This is a genomic window from Mammaliicoccus sp. K-M42 (assembly GCF_022386375.1).
Taxonomy (GTDB): domain Bacteria; phylum Bacillota; class Bacilli; order Staphylococcales; family Staphylococcaceae; genus Mammaliicoccus; species Mammaliicoccus fleurettii.
Window position 1 is genome coordinate 26470 of the sequence record NZ_JAJNIS010000001.1, and the last position, 18548, is coordinate 45017.

The window sequence follows — 18548 nt, forward strand, 5'->3', positions numbered from 1 at the left end:
TTAATCTCCTAACATATTGTTGTAACAAGATTCATATTGATCAGCAATCACTTTTGATGAGAAACGTTCCTTCACATCTGCTACCATAGCTTCTTGCATATTTTTATAAAGTGTATGATTAGTTAAAAGCTCAATTGCATGCTCACTTGCTTTATCAGTATCAGCAACATCTACAGTGTATCCTGTTTCGCCATTTTTAATAACTTCTTTAATACCACCAGCATTAGTACCAATAGGAACGACACCAGTTAGCATAGCTTCTAACAGTACTAAGCCAAAGCTTTCTTTTTCACTCATTAACAAAGTTAAGTCTGACATCTGATAGAATATATTGACTTCATCTTGTTTTCCTAAAAATAGTACATGATTTTCTATATTGAGATGTTTGATTTGTTCTCTAGCAACTTGTAGTTCAGGTCCATCCCCTATTAAAAGCAATTTAGATTTAACCTTTTTGTTTATTTTATAAAAAGTATCTACTACGTCATGAACACGTTTAACTTTTCTAAAATTTGATACAAAAGTAATAACTTTCTCGTCTTCTTCAATTCCGTATCTACTTCTTAAATCTGTATTATAAACTTGAGGAAAGTTATCTTCTTGTACAAAGTTGTATATTGTTTTAATTGGTTTATCGGGTCCTATCACTTCGTATGTTTCTTCTTTTAAACTATCACTTACACTTGTAACGACATCACTTTTTTCAATTCCAAAGCGAATAGCACTTTGCAACGATGTATCATAACCTAATACAGTAATATCAGTACCATGTAATGTAGTCATAATTTTTACGTCTTTTCCTGAAATTTGTCTAGCTAAAATACCACATATTGCATGTGGTACGGCATAGTGCATATGTAAAATATCTAAATCGTAATCATTTATTACAGCTGCAATTTTTGCGCTTAATGTTATATCGTATGGTGGATATTGGAATACAGAATATTGATTAACATCAACTTGATGAAAAGTAACATTTGGAACAGGTTCTTTCATTCTAAAAGGCATGTTTGAAGTAATAAAATGAACTTCATGACCTCTTTTTGCCATTTCCAATCCTAGTTCAGTAGCTACTATACCTGAACCACCCATTGACGGATAACAAGTAATACCGATTTTCATATTATGCCTCCATAAAAACTTATTTTCGTTCAAATCTATCTTTATCTCTTACATTGAATTTATTCATAGTATCTTCAAAACTTTTATTTAAATCGATATTTAATGAATTAGCTAAACAAATTAATACAAATAAATTATCGCCTAATTCAGCTTCAATTGTATTTTCTTCTTCAGAAGATTTCTTTTTCTTTTCACCATGAGTATGGTTGATTTCTCTAGCCAATTCTCCAACTTCTTCTGTTAATCTCGCTAAGTTAGCTAATGGTGAAAAATAGCCAGTTTTAAATTGAGAAATATAAGTATCTACTTCTTTTTGCATTTCTTGCATATCCATACAAATCCCCCTCACTTATCTTTTATATTAATTTATAAAAGTGCTCACATATTAAAATTATATATGATTAACGTACATAATGACAATGTTATAAACTGACTATAGATTTTGATGCATATACTTTTAAAATTTATAGTTCATTATGAAATTAAAAATAAAAAACTACCGATTTAAGTTATAAACTTAAATCGGTAGTGTGTAATACGAATTAACTGTTACGTGCCATTAGAATAAATCTTGCTAACTCGGCTACTGCTACTGCTGTTGCAGCGACATATGTCATCGCAGCGGCTGATAAAACTTTCTTAGCATGTCTATATTCTTGTTGATTGACCATGTTTAGTTTTTCAATTTGGCGCATCGCCCGTTTACTTGCATCAAATTCGACTGGCAATGTAATGATTGAGAATAATACAGCGAATGACATAAATACGATACCAACCCATAATAATGTTGTTCCGAATGTACTGCTCATTGCTGTTAATACGATACCAGCTAAAATAATAATATAAGATAACGAACTACCTAAACTAGCAAGTGGTACTAAAGCTGTTCTAAACTTTAAGAAACCATAACCTTGAGCATGTTGTATTGCATGTCCTACTTCGTGAGCTGCAATCGCTGTACCTGCTACGCTAGGTTGTTGATAGTTTGATGGTGATAAAACTACACGTTTTTTAGATGGGTCAAAATGATCTGATAAGAACCCTTCACCTTGTAATACTTCTACATCATGAATACCATTAGCTGCTAGTATTTCTTCAGCCACTTGTTTACCCGTTTTACCGCTTGTTGAACGTACTCTTGAGTATTTATTGTAAGTTGATTTTACTTTAAATTGGAAGTACATAGGGACAAGCATAATGATCACAAAATAAATAATGAATGAAAACAAATTACTTCCTCCTTTATATCCCTGTTAGTTATTATATTACGGAGTGATGACCTCTACGTCAAATATTTCGAACGTATTTTTATGTTTTTTTGTAAATAAAATAAAAGGAGAAAAGCGATTATACTTAGCCAAAATGCAAAATATCCAATATGTGATTCATACTGACTTAACATGCTATATACAGGATATTGATGATACACATAATCTATTACATCGTTATGAAAGACCCATATCATCGTTATTACAATATGCCAAGTTTTTATATTAAATGTAGGATAAAACATAAATGCTTGGATTGCCATAAGCCCGTGAGATGTCATTAGCATGATTGCCATAGGAAGAAGTTGTTCATAGTGAATCATGACAAATAAGTTCATCACCACTGCCCATACACCATATTTAATTAATGTCACAAATGCTAAACATTCAAATAAACCTAAATGTTTATTGAAATAAATAGCTGCAATGGCAATGACTAGGAAGAATGTTGCTGTTGGACTATCAGGTATGAATGGCCAAAAATACCATTTACTTTCTAACAATTGTCCTCCATACCAAATATATCCATAAATTGTTCCGAGTAGATTTGCAATAAATAGAGTTATGAGCACTGATTTTTGTCCCATAACGTATCTCCAAAATGCCATTATGTAACTCCTTTGAAAAAAGCCACCATAAAATGGTGGCTTTAATAATTATTTTTTCAATTCTTTACCGTTCGCATCTGTTTCGTGTAAATCAGCAACGTATTTAGAAACTTTATCGATTTCATCTTTTGAAAGTGTATCTTTAAAGCTAGGCATTTTACCTGCACCTTTTTCTACAAATCCTTGTACGCCCTCTTTTGGTAATTTCGATTCTACTAAGTTTGGACCTTGTCCACCAGTCAATTCACCACCATGACAACTTGTACAGTTTGACTTGATAATGTCTGTGTAGACTGGATCGGATTTATCTAAGTTAGAAAATACGATTTCACCTTGCTTAGCTTGTTGTTTCCAATCATGGTAATAACTTGATTCCCATGTTGTATAGAATAAGATAGCAATTGCAATTAACATGAAACCAGAAGCAAATGGTCTCTTTGTCCATTTACGTTCAGGGCCTCTATCTAACCATGGAGCTAATAATAAAGCACCAAAAGCAATACCTGGTAAGACGATTGCCCCAAATGTATTATAAGGACCAGATGCGAATGTATATTTAAGTATTTGATATAAGAATAAGAAATACCAGTCTGGTAATGGTGTGTAACCAGTATCAGATGGATCTGCCACACGTTCAAGTGGCGATGGATGAGCAACTGTTAAACATAAGTATGCAATTAAGAAAACTGCACCAGTCATCCATTCTTTTAATAGAAAGTCAGGCCAGAAACTTTCTGTACGACCTGGAAATTCTGAGTAATCTCTATTTAACTTTGGTTTGTCGTATGACTTAATTCTTGAGTCACCAACAAACTTCATCCCTTTACCGCGATGCATGTCGCATGACCTCCTTTTTCATTTATTCACGTTATTTTTATAGTGGACCTGAAATACCTTGTTTTCTGATCATTATAAAGTGTGCTGCCAGTAACGCGAATAGTGCAGCTGGTAGGAAGAATACATGTATCGCAAAGAAACGAGTTAGAGTTTGTGCACCAACTATTTCGGCATCCCCTGCTAGTAATGTCTTAACCCACGGCCCAATGATAGGAACTGATTCTGCAATTTGTAAACCTACTTTTGTTGCGAAAAGTGCTTTCATATCCCAAGGTAATAAATATCCAGTAAAACTTAATCCAAGCATTACGAAGAATATTAAAACACCTACAACCCAGTTTAATTCTCTAGGTTGTTTGTAAGACCCTGTGAAGAATACACGGAGTGTATGTAAAAACATCATTACTACTACTAAACTTGCTCCCCAATGGTGCATACCACGTACGATAACACCAGCAGCTACATCGTGTTGTAGATAGTAAACTGATTTCCAAGCATTAACGATATCTGGAACATAATACATCGTTAAAAACATGCCTGATAAAACTTGTATAACAGTAATGAAAAACGTTAGACCACCAAAACAATAAACGAAAGCTGAAAAGTGATAAGCAGGGTTAACATGCTCTGGCACTTCATGATCAGCAATATCTCGCCAAATTGGTGTAATATCAAGTCTGTCATCGACCCAATCATAGATTTTATCTATCATTGTTAATCCCTCCTTATTTAGCTAATTCGTTTTCGTGCTTTTTGCCGATTTGAATAATGCCATCTTTAACTTTTACTTCGTATTGATCAAGTGGTGCTAATGGTGGCGTACCAGGAATGTTTTTACCATTCTTTTCGTAACGGCCGTTATGACATGGACAATAGAATTGATTAGGATTTGAGTCATCACCATTCCAAGTCACTGTACATCCTAAATGTTTACAGACAGGTGATAAAGCTACAATTTCCTTTCCATCTTTGTATACCCAAGCGAATTCTGTAACTTCACTCGTATACCAAGCATCTTCTTGCTCGAATTTAAAGTCCACTTTTATAGGCTCTTTGCCAAGTTCTGACTCCTTTACGCCTGTAGCAATCAAATCGCCTTGTGCATCCGCTTTGAAAACAGGATCAAGCGCAAATCTACCCATAGGTAAAATCATACCAGCAGCCATAAATGACCCAACACCCATTAATGAATAGTTTAAAAATTGGCGTCGTGTGACACGTTGGCTCATTCAGATTCCCCCCTCTATTAATCGTTCTTTTATAACTAGGACAATTTAATTTTAGCCTATTATTTCAAGACGGTCAACGCTTTGTCACAATTTATATTTTATTTATTAAGGTTTTAACTAAGAAAGTTCAAAAATATGAAAAGGCTTTAATTTTTATGGACATTTTTTGGCGATAAAAGTGATTTTTGAAGAGTACTTTTTGAAAAAATTATCTAAGACATCTTCAAAATAAAAAGCATATCACTGCATAACTGAAAATATCAGTTGAGTGATATGCTTATTATTTACAAAAATTAAGAGTTTGTTTTATTCCAAGATTTTATGATGAATTTCATAAATTGTTTAACTTCATCTTCTATAAGTGTACGTTTCATTTCATCGTCTAGATCACTCATAGGGATTGTGTTAACCGTATAATATTCAATCTCAGAATTTATATTTATTTTTTCACTACTTAAAATGATTATATTGTTAAGTCCATATTCATTTAAGCTTTGCACAAATGAATTTACATGGTCGTATTGATTTCCACTTGTAAAAAATGTAGGTGTTAGTAATAATCTACCTTTAAATTGTTTTTCTGCTAGCATTCCAACTAATTGTACTGTTTCGTTTTTATCGCATGAAGTTAATAATTGATGATTCATATCGATATTTGAAACTGGAATAATTGCTGTATCTATATATTCTAAGTTGTTTTTTAATTCTTTTAAGTCAATGTGATTAAATAACATTACTGATGTTCCTCCAACTCATTAATGAACTGCAATATTTTAGACATCTCTAAAAATGTGTCTTGATCATTATTATCTAATGATTTATCAATCTCATTTCTGATTAGTTGTCCCCAATGATGAAGTGAATTATTGTTATTGTTAAATGAACGTATATCTTTATCTTCTCCATAATAGTCAACTAACATTTGTAATAGCAGCAATCTATTTAAGCGATCGTCATTTTTATTTAAATATAGTAAGACATTAAGTTCTGTATTATCCAATCTTATATCATGAAAGATTTGTCGACCATTTTCTATACAAAATTGGTCTTTACAATACAATAATGGTAATTGTTTAGATTGGGAAGTACTAATAGATAGAATTCGATTATTAGATAATTCACTAACAAAAGTTATATTTGATAAATATTTTGGACTACTTTTAAGTAAATTTAATATCCATACACTTTCAGCAATTTTAAAATCATATTGATACAATATATATTCAATGAACCGCTGTTTTTCATAGTTAAGCCATGTATGATTCATATTTAACCCTACTTATAATAGTCTTTCGTATTCTTGGTCCCAATAAGGATTCTCAGGATCGAGTTTGCGAACAGACTCTAATATATTTTTAGCAGTTTCTACATTTCCAATTTCTATTAAATAATGGTAATAGTCATTTAAGAAGTCTATGTTTTGTGTTAAATCTGGATAAGCTAATTCGTAAAAATGCTGTGCTTCTTTATCTCTTTCTTCTTCTCCGAATGCATACCCAACATGCCAAGCTACTATTGGATCGATGTCTTCATGGTCAACATAAGTTAGCAAGTTAATTAAGCCAGTTGTGTTATCTTTTTCACGATAATAATCAGCAAGAATAATTGCAGCTTCTGTATAAGATGGATCAACTGTTAAAGCATCTTGTAAAAGAATTGCACCATGTTCGTCATTTGTTGTTAACATTAGTCTAGCTGTATCAGTCATTAATTCTTTATAATATGCATTTAATCTAAGACCTTCTTTACCTATTTCAATTGCTTTTTCATAATCTTTTTCAGATTCGTAAATTTGAAGTAAGTAATGGTAAGCTTGCATAAAGTCGGGATCTTTTTGTAGAAGCTTCTCAAGTTGTTTAATTGCTTCTCTTGTTAAGTCATTTTTTTGATAACTTATTGCTTGTTTGAAATAATCTTCAGCAGTCATATCCATTTCAGAAACATTTTCATAATATTTAATCGCTTCTTCATATGCACCACTTTGTAAACTCGCATCAGCCATACGTGAATAAATAGATATCCCATTTACAATATCTTCACCTGTTTGCGTAATCGTTTCATAATTAGACATTGCTTTTAAATATTGACCGTCATAATAATACATTTCAGCTAAAGCAAAAGTAATAACGATGTCATCTGGTTCAATTTCTTTTGCTTCAATAAGTTTTTCAATTCCAACTTCGAATAATCCTTGTTGTTGATATAAATCAGCTTCTAGCATTAATTTTTCTGTTGAATGGGGGCTATTATATAGAACTTCATGTGCTTTATCTAAGTCATTTTGGTCGATAAGACCTTCTATATAATAAACGAGTAGTTCATTTTCATCTGGATAAAGTAAATAAAGTTCTTCAAATATTTTTACACCTTGATCGACTATTCCATATTTATATAATGTTTCTCCTAACATAAATAAAGCATCATGATCGTCAGATTGTAAAACTCTATTTACTTTCTCATCTAATTGTTCGATATTTTTCATATGAATATCGTCAATTACTTTATATACATCTTCCATATTTAAAGGACTCCTTCTATTCATTTATTAGAGATTTAAGTTCTATAAATGCATCTAATACTTCATCTTTAGAAACGGATTCAATTGTAAACGAAGCTTCGCCTTCTTGTAAAACCATTTGAATCGTTTGTCCAATATTCTTTTTGTCTTTTTTCATATAGTCAAAAATCAGCTCAATATTAGCATTATTTATTATGCTAAGTGGATATCCAAGTTCTTTTAAATAATTAATAAATATATGAATAGATTCTTGGTTATCAAAGAGATTTCTATTTTTATTTATGATTTTTTGGAATAAAATACCTATCATAACAGCTTCACCATGAGCAATTTTAGTTAAATATTCTAAACCATGTCCAAAAGTGTGTCCTAAATTTAAATGTTTACGTACGCCACCTTCGAACTCATCTTCAATGACAATTTTTAATTTTGTTTCTATACCCATTTTTAAAAATGTATCTATATTCTCAAGACGTGACAGTTCTTTAATAGATGGATATTGATCCATTAAATGCCATGTATCAGTTTCACTGTTTAAAATAGCATGTTTATATACTTCTCCAAAACCACTTCTAATTTCTGTATGTGGTAATGTATTTAAGAAGTTTAAGTCATATATCACAGCGCGAGGTCTGTGAAATGCGCCAATTAAATTTTTACCGACTGAAGCATTTATTCCAACTTTGCCACCAATTGCAGAATCATGTGCAAGTAATGTGGTAGGAACTTGTATAAAATCAATTCCACGTAATAAAGTAGCTGCTAGAAAACCAACAAAGTCTCCTGTAGCTCCTCCACCAATAGCAATCAATTGTGACTGTCTATTAATATTTAAAGACAATATTTTTTCGCTAATCGATTCGAAGTACGACATTTGTTTGCAAGCTTCACCACTCATAATAGTTATAAATTTAATATCCTGATTTTCAAGGTTTGCTTTAATATAATCTTTATGGAATCTATAAACATCTTGATCAATTAGAACGATATTTTGTTCGTTTTCTTTTAAAAAATGATTTATCTCTGCAAGTGCATTTTGCTTTAATATAATCGGATAGTTGTTGTCATTGTAAGTAGTTTCAAAAATCATTTCATCACCTAGAAATTTAAATTCCAATTACGATGATTCTTAACTGCATCTTGTAATTGGTCAATATGATTTGATTGATATTCTTCAGTAATTGCCTTAGCAACTTCAAATGCAATGACATGTTCACAAACTACGCTTGCTGCAGGGACTGCACAACTATCTGATCTTTCAATTGTAGCTTTAAAGCTATCTTTGGAATCTATATCAACAGAATTTAATGGTTTATATAGTGTAGGTATTGGTTTCATTACGCCGTTTATAACAATTGGCATACCATTCGACATACCACCTTCTAGTCCCCCAAGGTGATTTGATAAACGGTGGTATCCTTTTTCATTATCGTATGCAATTTCATCTTGAATTTCACTACCTGGTTTCTCAGCAGCTTTAAACCCTTCACCAAAACTTACGCCTTTGAAGGCATTAATACTAACCACAGCTTGAGCTAAACGCCCATCAAGTTTACGATCATAATGTACATAACTTCCGATACCAGCAGGAATATTTTCAACAACTACTTCGACTATACCACCGATTGAGTCTCCATCTTTTTTCGCTTTGTCAATTCGGTTTCTCATTTTTTCAGCTACTTCATCATTAATACAACGTACATCGTTATGGTCAATGTTTTCTTTAACCTCTTCAAGCGTATATTCAAAATCGTCTTTTACGCCACCTATTTCAATAACTCTAGAATAAATATCTATATCTAAGGCTTTTAGTAAGATTTTTGAAACTGCACCAACAGCAACTCTTGCAGCAGTTTCACGTGCAGATGAACGTTCAAGTACATTTCTTAAATCTCTATGATTATATTTCATACCACCTACGAGATCTGCGTGACCAGGTCTAGGTTTAGTGATAACTCTTTTCATATTATCTAACTCTTCTTCAGTTAATGCGTCAGCACCCATGATTTTTCTCCAGTGTTTAAAGTCATCATTCTTCACGATGAGCGTAATAGGGCTACCTAAAGTATAACCATGTCTCACACCAGAAACTATTTCTACTGCATCTTTTTCAATTTGCATACGACGACCGCGACCATAACCTCCTTGACGTTTGAACATTTCTTCATTAATTTCATTTACGTCAATTTTTAAGTTAGCTGGAACACCTTCTATAATTACAGTTAGTTGCGGTCCATGTGATTCACCAGATGTTAAATAACGCATATAATCTCTCCCTACTGTTAATTAAATATAAAATTAATCATATCATATTTAACGCGTTAAATTAACAAAAAAGAAAGGAATCGTTTAACAAAAATTTGTTAAACGATTCCTTTCTCGTAATTATTTTTCATATACCCAATTTTCATTGTTTAATTTATAATTATTAAGTTCTGATTTATCAAACCATAAACCTATTTCACGTTCTGCTGACTCATTTGAATCAGAACCATGAATAATATTTCTTCCTAAATCAATACCATAATCCCCTCTTATAGTACCTGGAGCTGCTTTAGCAGGGTTTGTTTCACCAACAATTGTTCTTGTAACTTCAACTACATTATTACCTTCAACTACCATTGCAAATACTGGGCCAGATGTAATAAAGCTCACTAGTTTATTGAAAAAAGGTTTTTCAACATGTTCAGCATAATGTTCTTTAGCTAAATCTTCATTAGCTTGATATAATTTTGCTGCAACTAATTTTAATCCTTTTTGTTCTAGTCGTGAAACTACTTGACCAATTAAATTTCTTTGTACTGCATCAGGTTTAATCATTAAAAAAGTTCTTTCCATTGCGTAATCCCTACCTTTGTTTTATGTAAATCCAAGATAAGTTTATCATTGACTACAAGGAGTTGCAAGCGCTTTCTAATGGTTTCTATCTCTTATTTTTACAATTATTTCTAAAAGCATCTTTTTCCCTGATTCATTATTTAATGTATTGATTAAATTTTCTGCTTTCAGTAAATAATTATTGCTGACTTCTTTTGCCTTTTGCAATTCATTAGATGCTATAATTTCTTCTACTAATGAATCAAAGGTTTCTGCTGGACTCTCAACATGTAATTGATTAATACGCTCTTTAAATTCAGAAGAATTTCTCATTCTTAATAATACTGGTAAAGTAAGGTGTCCATTTCTTAAATCTGAACCAACTGGCTTACCTAACTTTTTCTCAGTGCTTGTAAAGTCCAATATATCATCAACAATTTGATAACTCATACCGATATAATAACCAATTTTAGTTAATTTTTTTACAGTTACATCATCTGCTCTAGCAGCATATGCACCTAATTCAGTAGACAATGAAATAAGCAATGCTGTTTTGCGCTTTATCCTTCTCAAGTAATTCGTTATAGATTGGTTTGAAACAAATTGATCTTCAAATTGAAATAATTCACCTCTACAAACTTCAATAATTCCTTGTGCTAATTGTTCGTGAAGTTTCGGATATTCAATCGTACTTACAGCATTTAATGATTGTGATAATAAGTAATTACCAGTTATAACTGCAGTTTGTACATCCCACTTCTTTGCAATTGTAGGCTTACCTCTTCGTTTGTCACTTTTATCAATTACATCATCGTGAACTAAACTCGCCATATGTATAAGCTCAAGTGTTGTAGCTACTGTGATTACATCTTTTGAATATTGCTCACCAAATTGACTTGCGATTAAAGTAAACAGCGGACGTATACGTTTACCACCAGAAGTTAATAAATATTGGCAAGCTTCATTTATAGTTGTTTGCTCACTATCTATATAATTATTCAATTGTCTTTCTATTTCTTTTACTTCTTTATTTATATGAATTTTTGTTTTGTCATACATGTAATCACCTTGTTATTTAGGTTTATAAGCTAAATGCATCGCTGAAACGCCACCAGTAAAGCTCTTAATTTTAATTCTTTCATATCCTACATCCGCAAACATTTCTGCTAATTCTTTTTTGCCAGGGAAATTTTCGGCAGACTCTTGTAACCAATTGTATTCTTGTAAAGATTTTGCAAATAACTTCCCAAATAATGGCATGATATTCTTGAAATAGAATCTATACAATTGTTTAAATACTGGCATTGTTGGTTGACTCGTTTCTAAACATACAACCATACCTCCAGGCTTTACCACTCTTTTAAGTTCGTTTAATACATGTTTGTAATCTGGAACATTTCTTAATCCAAATCCAATTGTTACATAATCAAATTCATTATCTTCAAATGGTAAATTCATAGCATCACCATGAATCAAATGTATATTAGCCATATTATCCGTTTTTTTCTTACCTACTTCTAACATGTTCTCACTAAAGTCTAGTCCTACAACTTCTCCGTATGGGCCAACAGCATGGCTAAGTTGTATCGTCCAGTCAGCTGTTCCACAACATACATCTAAAGCTTTAGATCCAGGTTTAACATTCATTTGTTTCATCGTGTATTTACGCCATCTTTTATGCTGTTCAAAACTTATAATATTATTTAATGTATCATACTTTCCTGAAATGTTTTGGAAAACATCATGTACATGTTCTGATTTAGATTTATTATCCATTTAGTATTCATTCCTTTAAGTTTAAAAATATAGTCATTTTTATTTAGTAGTAATATGCATAAATGTCATCTTTTAATTGTTCTTTATCCATATTGATTTCATAATAATCTATTAAAGTTGTAATGAAAATAGATTCAATTTCTTTTATTTTCGTTGAATCAAGTGTCATATTTTCATTTGCTAAAGTTTGTTTCAATTCATTTTGTTTGCTGATTGCTTTAGTCATTGTATCTAAAAATATTAAATCCTTATTTAATGTAGCACATTTATAGAAATATGCACTAACAAGATCACCTATTAAGATATCTTGATTAGATACATTTGCTTCACCGATACGGTTTAAAAAGCGCATTGAGGCATCAATAGATATTGTAGCTAATTTCGCATGTATATCAATGTTAATATCATTTAATACATCTGCAATAATAGGATTAACTGCAGGTATATTTTTATTTTTAACGCCTTTTAATAAATTAGAAATTTCATAATTATAAATATTTTCAATTTTATCCATCTTATCACCTCAACATTATCACCTATATATCTTAACACTAAGTTTAATGAATTGAAAATGCATATATTTATTTCATTTAAAGAAATAAGACAAATAAAAAAAGCCCTTTAAAAGGGCTTTGACACAATCAATTATTTAACTGCATCTTTTAATGCTTTACCTGCTTTAAATGCTGGAACTTTACTTGCAGGGATATCAATTTCTTTACCAGTTTGTGGGTTACGTCCTTTACGAGCAGCTCTTTCGCGTACTTCAAAGTTACCGAAACCAATTAATTGTACTTTTTCACCGTCAGATAAAGATTTTTGAATTGATTCGAACACTGCGTCTACAGCAAGACCAGCTTCTTTTTTAGTTAAATTAGCTTTTTCACTTACTGAGTTAATTAATTCTGTTTTGTTCATTTCAATTTCACCTCCCAAAAGGTTATCTAATGATATGTATAAATACCATTATGTTAAGACTTTAACACATCAACCAGTGCCACTGCAACGATTTACAAGCCATAAATGTATATTTTCTATAATTTTATTAATATTTTTTCACATTTGATTTAAAAACAGGCTCATTTTTGTTATTTATTGTAAATTCTGGTGAATATGCCGGTAGTATAGGCGTATCTTTATATAGTAAGTATCGAATGTCTGTACCTGGTTTAGGTAGTGATTTTTCTTTTTTTATAGCTTTTGCTAAATCTAAACGGTAATCAATTACAAAATCATTCCCTCCGTTCATATAAACAGGTAATCTTTCATTGCTATATGGACTAGGAACTGTAGGTGCTTTTTTAAAGCCATACTTTTTGTAATCAATTTCGTAGACGTTTGGTGCAACTTTCTTGCCAAGTTGTAACGGTTCACCACTCGCATCAATTCTAATTCTAAGATCTTTCAATACTTCAGATGTTCTTAAATCAATTAAGTGTACTTTTGGATCTTTATCGACATCCATAATGACATATTGATATATACCACCATTTTCAAATGAATTACCAGGTAATTGTGATAAGAACTTTGGCTTCAATTTATTAAAATCTACTGGGTGTTTTAAATAAATTGAGTAGCTGTCATCTCTTTCTTTAAGCGGTAATAATCCATTGCTTGCTTTCTGATATTCATCAACTGCCGTTTGAACCATATTTAATTGATCATTAGCTGGAACTTGATTTTCTTCTTTTTCTTTATCGGGAAATGCACATGCAGTTAAAAATAATGAACAACATAGTATAAGTATCGTAATTTTTTTATAGTTATGCATGGCTAGATCCACCTAATACAACAATCATAAATATACCAGCAAATATAAGAGAAACAACTGCTAGAAACATAGTAATTCCACTAATTATTTTGTTTTTAAATTTAAATCTTGATAAATATACGAGTATAATTGATAAAATCATAAAACCTATCGAATAAAAAGACACCCACATTAAATCCATTCTTGATATATCAAACATTTCATTACCCCACTTGCTTAAATATTCTCTGACTTTTTGTCACGTTCCATAAGATCTTTAACACCTTCTGAAACAGGATAATCTTCAAATAATACTCTATAAAGCCCAGATGTAATAGGCATTTCTACATCATATTCTTTAGCTAAATTGTAAGCAGCTTCAGTTGTTCTTACACCTTCAACTACCATATTCATTTCTTCTAAAGCTTCGTCTAATGTTGCACCTTTGCCTAACATGTTACCGCATTTCCAGTTTCTTGAATGTACGGATGTACACGTTACTATTAAGTCACCAATGCCTCCAAGTCCAAGGAATGTCATCGGATCTGCACCCATTTTAACACCTAGACGCGTAATTTCTGCTAAACCTCTAGTAATAAGTGCTGCTTTAGCATTATCCCCATATCCAATTCCATCAGTAATACCTGCAGCAAGAGCGATGATATTTTTCAAAGCGCCACCAATCTCTATTCCGATCAAATCATTATTCGTATAAACACGGAAATAATCCGTCATAAATAAATCTTGTGCAAGTCTTGCTACTTCTTCATTTTCTGAGGATACTGACACTGTCGTAGGATGCTTAATTGCAACTTCTTCAGCATGACTAGGACCTGATAATACAGCAATTCCACCATTTAATTTAGAATCAATTGATTCATCAAGCATTTCAGAGATTCTTTTAAAAGTTACAGGTTCTATACCTTTAGACACGTGTATAAATACTTTCTTGCCATCAGCAATTTGATTTATATTTTCTGCAACTTCACGAATTGCTTTAGTAGGAACAGCAATAATAAATATTGAAGAATGATGAACAGCATCTTTTAAACTTGTAGAAGCTTTAATGTTTTCATTGATTGTAATTTCTTTTAAATATTTTGAATTAGTATGTTCTTTATTAATTTCATTGATTGTATTTTCAGTTTTTCCCCACATTAGTACATCATGTTGATTGTCAGCTAATACGTTAGCTAATGCAGTTCCCCAACTTCCTGTACCAAACACAGTAATATTTGACATATTTATCAATCCTTTAATTTAGTTTCTTTTTCTAGATATTAAATGAACTGGCGTTCCTTCATAACCGAATGCATCTCTTATGCGGTTTTCTAAGAAACGTTTATAAGAAAAGTGCATTAATTCAACATCATTAACGAATATTACAAATGTTGGAGGTTGGATTGCAACTTGTGTTGCATAAAAAATATTTAATCTTCTTCCATTATCTGTAGGTGTTGGATTCATTGCAACAGCATCTGTAATAACTTCATTTAAAGTAGAACTTTGTACACGCTTACGATGGTTTTCATCTGCCATTGTTATTAATGGGAATAATGTTCTTAATCGTGATTTCTCTAAAGCAGAAACAAATGCAATTGGAGCATAATCTAAGAATTGGAAGTTATCTCTAACTTTTTCTTCGAATTTTTTCATCGTTTTAGAGTCTTTTTCTACAGTATCCCATTTATTTACTACTATAACTATTGCTTTACCAGCTTCATGTGCATAGCCAGCAACTTTTTTATCTTGTTCAATAATACCTTCTTCTGCATCAATTACGACAAGAACAACGTTTGATCTTTCAATAGCTTTAAGTGCTCTTAATACAGAATATTTTTCTGTACTTTCATACACTTTACCTTTTTTTCTCATTCCTGCAGTATCAATTAATACGTACTCTTGTTCATCATAAGTATATAAAGTATCAATTGCATCTCTTGTAGTACCTGCTATTGGTGATACAATAACGCGTTCTTCACCTAAAATAGCATTTATCAAACTAGACTTACCAACATTTGGTCGTCCAATAAGTGATAATCTAATTGTTTCATCATCATAATCAGGTTCGTCATCTTCAGGAAAATGTCTAGCTGCTTCATCTAGTAAATCTCCTAATCCTAAACCATGTGAACCTGAAATTGGGAATGGTTCCCCGAAACCTAATGAATAAAAGTCATAAATTTCACTTCTCATCTCAGGGTTATCAATTTTATTAACTGCTAATACAACAGGTTTATTTGATTTGTATAATATTTTAGCTACCATTTCATCAGCTTGAGTTACACCTTCACGACCATTTGCCATGAAGATAATTACATCCGCTTCATCTATAGCTACTTCTGCTTGTGCTCTAATTTGTTTTTGGAATGGCTCATCGCCTAAGTCAATGCCACCAGTATCAATTAAATTAAAGTCATGTGTTAACCACTCACCACTTGAATATATTCTGTCTCTTGTAATACCTGGTGTATCTTCAACAATTGATACTCTTTCTCCAACAATTCTATTAAAAATTGTAGATTTCCCTACATTTGGTTTACCTACAATTGCTATAATGGGTTTCGTCATAAACCTACTTCCTCTCATTCATAATCCTTTTTATTTTAACATATCATCACAGTTTAGCCTATGGAATTAAAAAAAGCCATTCAAAGTTTATTCGAATGGCTTTTTAGGATTATAATTTAAAATCTTTTAATTTATCTCCGAAGACATCACCCAATGTTGGATTATCGTCATCAGAATTTGTTTGATTTAAATAAGACTCATCATAATCTGTTTCTTGTTCAATTGTATCTTTAATTGATAAAGAGATTCTTTCTTCATCCTTATCTATTGATAAAATTTTAACTTGTACATCTTGTCCTTTTTCTAAAACTTCATCAGGTTTACCTATATGTTCGTGACTGATTTGTGAAATGTGTACCAAACCTTGTAAACCTGCACCTATTTCCACAAATGCGCCAAATTGTGCTAATCGAACTACTTTACCTGGTACTATATCTCCAACTGAGAAATTATTATCTATTTGTTCAAACGGACTTGGTAAAGTATCTTTGATTGATAAAGAAATTCTTTCAGCGTCTCTATCAATAGCACGAACTTTAACCTTAACTGTATCTCCAACAGTAACTACTTCTTCTGGTGATTTAACATGATCGTGTGATAATTCGGAAACATGTACTAATCCATCTATTCCACCTAAATCAATAAAAGCCCCAAAGTTAGCTATTCTTGCTACTTTACCTTCTAATACATCACCTTGAGATAAATTGTTTAAGAAATCTTCTTTTTGTGAGCTTAAAGACTCTTGTTCAATTTTTTTATGACTTAAAATAACTCTGTTGTTAGTTTGATCTAATTCTTCAATTTTAAGTGTTAATACTTTACCTAAATAATTTGAAAAATCTTCAATGTAGTTAACTGATATTAATGAAGCGGGTATGAAACCGCGAATACCTGCATCTACAACTAAACCGCCTTTTACAACTTCTGTTACTTCAGCTTCGATTGTTCCATCTTCATCAAGGATTTTTTGTAGTTTCTCGTATGATAAGTTCTCGTCTAATTTACGTTTTGATAATATATAATGACCACTATCTTCGGTTTGTTCAATCTTAGTTACAAACGCTTCGATTTCATCACCAATATTGACGACTTCGTTGGCTGTTTCGATGTGTTGAGTTGACAGTTGGCTTATTGGAATGATGCCATCAAACTTACCACCCTCTATGTGTACAACTACTTGTTTATCTTCTATTTGTTGTACAGTACCTTTTACTTTGTCACCTTCTTGCACTTCATTTATCATGGATTCGTTGAATTCTTCCGTCATCAAAATTGCCTCCTTTAAATAAATATCATAATAATAACTTCTTATAAAGAAGCTAAATTGTCAAGAAATTCGAACTATTTAGTTCATTTTACTTTTTGCTAATTCTGAAATTTTATTTGTCACTTCTTCTATAGTTAATCCGGTTGTATCAATACTTATAGCATCTTCAGCTTTAACTAAAGGTGAGATTTCACGATTCATATCATATTGATCACGACGTTCGATATCTAATTTTAAAGATTCTAAATCTGATTCAATCCCTCTTAATTCATTGTCTTTCAAACGTCTTAAAGCACGTTCTTCAACAGATGCAATCATATATATTTTAAGCTCTGCATCTGGTAATACCGTAGTTCCTACATCTCTACCATCCATTACAACATTCTTTTCATTTGCTAACTTTTGTTGTTCATTAACTAAAAATGTTCTGACTGGTTCTTTAGAAGCAACGTAAGAAACTTTTTGCGTTACATCATTTTGTCTTATTCTTTCTGAGACATCTTCACCATTTAAAATAACTCTCTGACCATTATCTAAAACTATTTTCAAATCAATCTCTTTAACAAGTCGGTCAAAATCTTCAGTTTCTTGTTCAATGTAATAAAGTGTTATTGCTCTGTACATAGCACCAGTATCTACATAAATCATATTAAATTTTTGCGCTACTAATTTAGCGATTGTACTTTTACCAGCAGCAGCTGGACCATCTATTGCAATATTTATTTTCTTCATTTGTATTAACCTCTCTTGTTCTTTAATCCTATATATTTTATCATAAACTATAA

General features: G+C 31.5%; 23 protein-coding genes. All 23 read right to left on the reverse strand.

Features of this window, described 5'->3' with window-relative positions; all coding sequences use genetic code 11:
• The 23 genes from bshA to cmk all read right to left on the reverse strand — a co-directional run bounded on the left by bshA (window position 1) and on the right by cmk (window position 18495).
• Window positions 1-1122 (reverse strand): N-acetyl-alpha-D-glucosaminyl L-malate synthase BshA, encoded by a 1122-nt coding sequence (gene bshA / locus LQ668_RS00105; protein WP_239775853.1) that lies wholly within the window; start codon window positions 1120-1122, stop codon window positions 1-3.
• A gap of 19 nt (window positions 1123-1141) precedes the next feature.
• On the reverse strand, window positions 1142-1456 hold the full coding sequence (locus LQ668_RS00110; protein WP_239740838.1) for a nucleotide pyrophosphohydrolase: 315 nt from the start codon (window positions 1454-1456) through the stop codon (window positions 1142-1144).
• A gap of 208 nt (window positions 1457-1664) precedes the next feature.
• Window positions 1665-2351 carry a zinc metallopeptidase gene (locus LQ668_RS00115; protein WP_078356638.1) on the reverse strand — a complete coding sequence of 229 codons (687 nt, stop codon included), beginning with the start codon at window positions 2349-2351 and terminating at the stop codon, window positions 1665-1667.
• A gap of 53 nt (window positions 2352-2404) precedes the next feature.
• A complete protein-coding gene (locus LQ668_RS00120; protein ID WP_239740839.1) occupies window positions 2405-2998 on the reverse strand; it encodes a DUF1405 domain-containing protein in 594 nt (197 codons plus the stop codon).
• Between the two features lie 48 nt (window positions 2999-3046).
• Window positions 3047-3835, reverse strand: a complete 789-nt coding sequence (locus LQ668_RS00125) for a menaquinol-cytochrome c reductase cytochrome b/c subunit (protein WP_078356636.1) — start codon at window positions 3833-3835, stop codon at window positions 3047-3049.
• A gap of 37 nt (window positions 3836-3872) precedes the next feature.
• Window positions 3873-4547: a menaquinol-cytochrome c reductase cytochrome b subunit gene (qcrB, locus tag LQ668_RS00130; RefSeq protein WP_016912349.1), complete on the reverse strand. Its 675-nt coding sequence runs from the start codon at window positions 4545-4547 to the stop codon at window positions 3873-3875.
• A 13-nt stretch (window positions 4548-4560) separates the two neighbouring features.
• A complete protein-coding gene (locus LQ668_RS00135; protein WP_078356635.1) occupies window positions 4561-5064 on the reverse strand; it encodes a Rieske (2Fe-2S) protein in 504 nt (167 codons plus the stop codon).
• Between the two features lie 293 nt (window positions 5065-5357).
• Window positions 5358-5798, reverse strand: coding sequence for a DUF2487 family protein (locus LQ668_RS00140; protein WP_239740840.1), 441 nt, complete (start codon window positions 5796-5798; stop codon window positions 5358-5360).
• On the reverse strand, window positions 5798-6331 hold the full coding sequence (locus LQ668_RS00145) for a YpiB family protein (RefSeq protein ID WP_078356633.1): 534 nt from the start codon (window positions 6329-6331) through the stop codon (window positions 5798-5800). The genes LQ668_RS00140 and LQ668_RS00145 overlap by 1 nt, the downstream gene beginning before the upstream one ends.
• A gap of 12 nt (window positions 6332-6343) precedes the next feature.
• Window positions 6344-7582: a tetratricopeptide repeat protein gene (locus tag LQ668_RS00150; RefSeq protein WP_115337428.1), complete on the reverse strand. Its 1239-nt coding sequence runs from the start codon at window positions 7580-7582 to the stop codon at window positions 6344-6346.
• 16 nt (window positions 7583-7598) lie between these two features.
• Window positions 7599-8672 (reverse strand): 3-dehydroquinate synthase, encoded by a 1074-nt coding sequence (aroB, locus tag LQ668_RS00155; RefSeq protein WP_239719542.1) that lies wholly within the window; start codon window positions 8670-8672, stop codon window positions 7599-7601.
• An 8-nt stretch (window positions 8673-8680) separates the two neighbouring features.
• On the reverse strand, window positions 8681-9847 hold the full coding sequence (gene aroC, locus LQ668_RS00160; protein ID WP_203153297.1) for a chorismate synthase: 1167 nt from the start codon (window positions 9845-9847) through the stop codon (window positions 8681-8683).
• A 120-nt stretch (window positions 9848-9967) separates the two neighbouring features.
• On the reverse strand, window positions 9968-10420 hold the full coding sequence (gene ndk, locus LQ668_RS00165; protein WP_078356629.1) for a nucleoside-diphosphate kinase: 453 nt from the start codon (window positions 10418-10420) through the stop codon (window positions 9968-9970).
• Window positions 10421-10495: 75 nt separating this feature from the next.
• Entirely contained in the window at window positions 10496-11458 is a 963-nt protein-coding gene (locus LQ668_RS00170) for a polyprenyl synthetase family protein (protein WP_078356628.1), read from the reverse strand.
• Window positions 11459-11470: 12 nt separating this feature from the next.
• Window positions 11471-12175, reverse strand: a complete 705-nt coding sequence (locus LQ668_RS00175; protein WP_078356627.1) for a demethylmenaquinone methyltransferase — start codon at window positions 12173-12175, stop codon at window positions 11471-11473.
• A 43-nt stretch (window positions 12176-12218) separates the two neighbouring features.
• On the reverse strand, window positions 12219-12689 hold the full coding sequence (locus LQ668_RS00180) for a hypothetical protein (RefSeq protein ID WP_078356626.1): 471 nt from the start codon (window positions 12687-12689) through the stop codon (window positions 12219-12221).
• Between the two features lie 131 nt (window positions 12690-12820).
• A complete protein-coding gene (locus tag LQ668_RS00185; protein ID WP_016912122.1) occupies window positions 12821-13093 on the reverse strand; it encodes an HU family DNA-binding protein in 273 nt (90 codons plus the stop codon).
• 127 nt (window positions 13094-13220) lie between these two features.
• Window positions 13221-13946, reverse strand: a complete 726-nt coding sequence (locus tag LQ668_RS00190; RefSeq protein ID WP_115337424.1) for a hypothetical protein — start codon at window positions 13944-13946, stop codon at window positions 13221-13223.
• On the reverse strand, window positions 13939-14145 hold the full coding sequence (locus LQ668_RS00195; protein WP_078356624.1) for a DUF2768 domain-containing protein: 207 nt from the start codon (window positions 14143-14145) through the stop codon (window positions 13939-13941). Before LQ668_RS00195 ends, LQ668_RS00190 begins: the two co-directional genes overlap by 8 nt.
• A gap of 17 nt (window positions 14146-14162) precedes the next feature.
• On the reverse strand, window positions 14163-15167 hold the full coding sequence (locus LQ668_RS00200) for an NAD(P)H-dependent glycerol-3-phosphate dehydrogenase (protein WP_078356623.1): 1005 nt from the start codon (window positions 15165-15167) through the stop codon (window positions 14163-14165).
• Between the two features lie 18 nt (window positions 15168-15185).
• Window positions 15186-16496, reverse strand: coding sequence for a ribosome biogenesis GTPase Der (gene der, locus LQ668_RS00205; protein ID WP_078356622.1), 1311 nt, complete (start codon window positions 16494-16496; stop codon window positions 15186-15188).
• A 109-nt stretch (window positions 16497-16605) separates the two neighbouring features.
• The gene (gene rpsA, locus LQ668_RS00210; RefSeq protein ID WP_078356621.1) at window positions 16606-17763 is read right to left on the reverse strand and encodes a 30S ribosomal protein S1; all 1158 of its coding nucleotides are present in this window, start codon (window positions 17761-17763) and stop codon (window positions 16606-16608) included.
• A 78-nt stretch (window positions 17764-17841) separates the two neighbouring features.
• Window positions 17842-18495 carry a (d)CMP kinase gene (cmk, locus tag LQ668_RS00215; protein ID WP_078356620.1) on the reverse strand — a complete coding sequence of 218 codons (654 nt, stop codon included), beginning with the start codon at window positions 18493-18495 and terminating at the stop codon, window positions 17842-17844.
• Between the last annotated feature and the right edge of the window lie 53 nt (window positions 18496-18548).

What these genes read in the sequence shown, in the direction of transcription:
- qcrB (WP_016912349.1), bottom strand. Translation starts at nt 4,547, where the DNA reads ATGATAGATAAAATCTATGATTGGGTCGATGACAGACTTGATATTACA.
- LQ668_RS00145 (WP_078356633.1), bottom strand. Translation starts at nt 6,331, where the DNA reads ATGAATCATACATGGCTTAACTATGAAAAACAGCGGTTCATTGAATAT.
- aroB (WP_239719542.1), bottom strand. Translation starts at nt 8,672, where the DNA reads ATGATTTTTGAAACTACTTACAATGACAACAACTATCCGATTATATTA.
- LQ668_RS00185 (WP_016912122.1), bottom strand. Translation starts at nt 13,093, where the DNA reads ATGAACAAAACAGAATTAATTAACTCAGTAAGTGAAAAAGCTAATTTA.
- LQ668_RS00120 (WP_239740839.1), bottom strand. Translation starts at nt 2,998, where the DNA reads ATGGCATTTTGGAGATACGTTATGGGACAAAAATCAGTGCTCATAACT.
- ndk (WP_078356629.1), bottom strand. Translation starts at nt 10,420, where the DNA reads ATGGAAAGAACTTTTTTAATGATTAAACCTGATGCAGTACAAAGAAAT.
- bshA (WP_239775853.1), bottom strand. Translation starts at nt 1,122, where the DNA reads ATGAAAATCGGTATTACTTGTTATCCGTCAATGGGTGGTTCAGGTATA.
- LQ668_RS00125 (WP_078356636.1), bottom strand. Translation starts at nt 3,835, where the DNA reads ATGCATCGCGGTAAAGGGATGAAGTTTGTTGGTGACTCAAGAATTAAG.
- LQ668_RS00135 (WP_078356635.1), bottom strand. Translation starts at nt 5,064, where the DNA reads ATGAGCCAACGTGTCACACGACGCCAATTTTTAAACTATTCATTAATG.
- LQ668_RS00170 (WP_078356628.1), bottom strand. Translation starts at nt 11,458, where the DNA reads ATGTATGACAAAACAAAAATTCATATAAATAAAGAAGTAAAAGAAATA.
- LQ668_RS00190 (WP_115337424.1), bottom strand. Translation starts at nt 13,946, where the DNA reads ATGCATAACTATAAAAAAATTACGATACTTATACTATGTTGTTCATTA.
- LQ668_RS00140 (WP_239740840.1), bottom strand. Translation starts at nt 5,798, where the DNA reads ATGTTATTTAATCACATTGACTTAAAAGAATTAAAAAACAACTTAGAA.
- LQ668_RS00150 (WP_115337428.1), bottom strand. Translation starts at nt 7,582, where the DNA reads ATGGAAGATGTATATAAAGTAATTGACGATATTCATATGAAAAATATC.
- der (WP_078356622.1), bottom strand. Translation starts at nt 16,496, where the DNA reads ATGACGAAACCCATTATAGCAATTGTAGGTAAACCAAATGTAGGGAAA.
- aroC (WP_203153297.1), bottom strand. Translation starts at nt 9,847, where the DNA reads ATGCGTTATTTAACATCTGGTGAATCACATGGACCGCAACTAACTGTA.
- rpsA (WP_078356621.1), bottom strand. Translation starts at nt 17,763, where the DNA reads ATGACGGAAGAATTCAACGAATCCATGATAAATGAAGTGCAAGAAGGT.
- LQ668_RS00110 (WP_239740838.1), bottom strand. Translation starts at nt 1,456, where the DNA reads ATGGATATGCAAGAAATGCAAAAAGAAGTAGATACTTATATTTCTCAA.
- LQ668_RS00180 (WP_078356626.1), bottom strand. Translation starts at nt 12,689, where the DNA reads ATGGATAAAATTGAAAATATTTATAATTATGAAATTTCTAATTTATTA.
- LQ668_RS00175 (WP_078356627.1), bottom strand. Translation starts at nt 12,175, where the DNA reads ATGGATAATAAATCTAAATCAGAACATGTACATGATGTTTTCCAAAAC.
- LQ668_RS00200 (WP_078356623.1), bottom strand. Translation starts at nt 15,167, where the DNA reads ATGTCAAATATTACTGTGTTTGGTACAGGAAGTTGGGGAACTGCATTA.
- LQ668_RS00195 (WP_078356624.1), bottom strand. Translation starts at nt 14,145, where the DNA reads ATGTTTGATATATCAAGAATGGATTTAATGTGGGTGTCTTTTTATTCG.
- cmk (WP_078356620.1), bottom strand. Translation starts at nt 18,495, where the DNA reads ATGAAGAAAATAAATATTGCAATAGATGGTCCAGCTGCTGCTGGTAAA.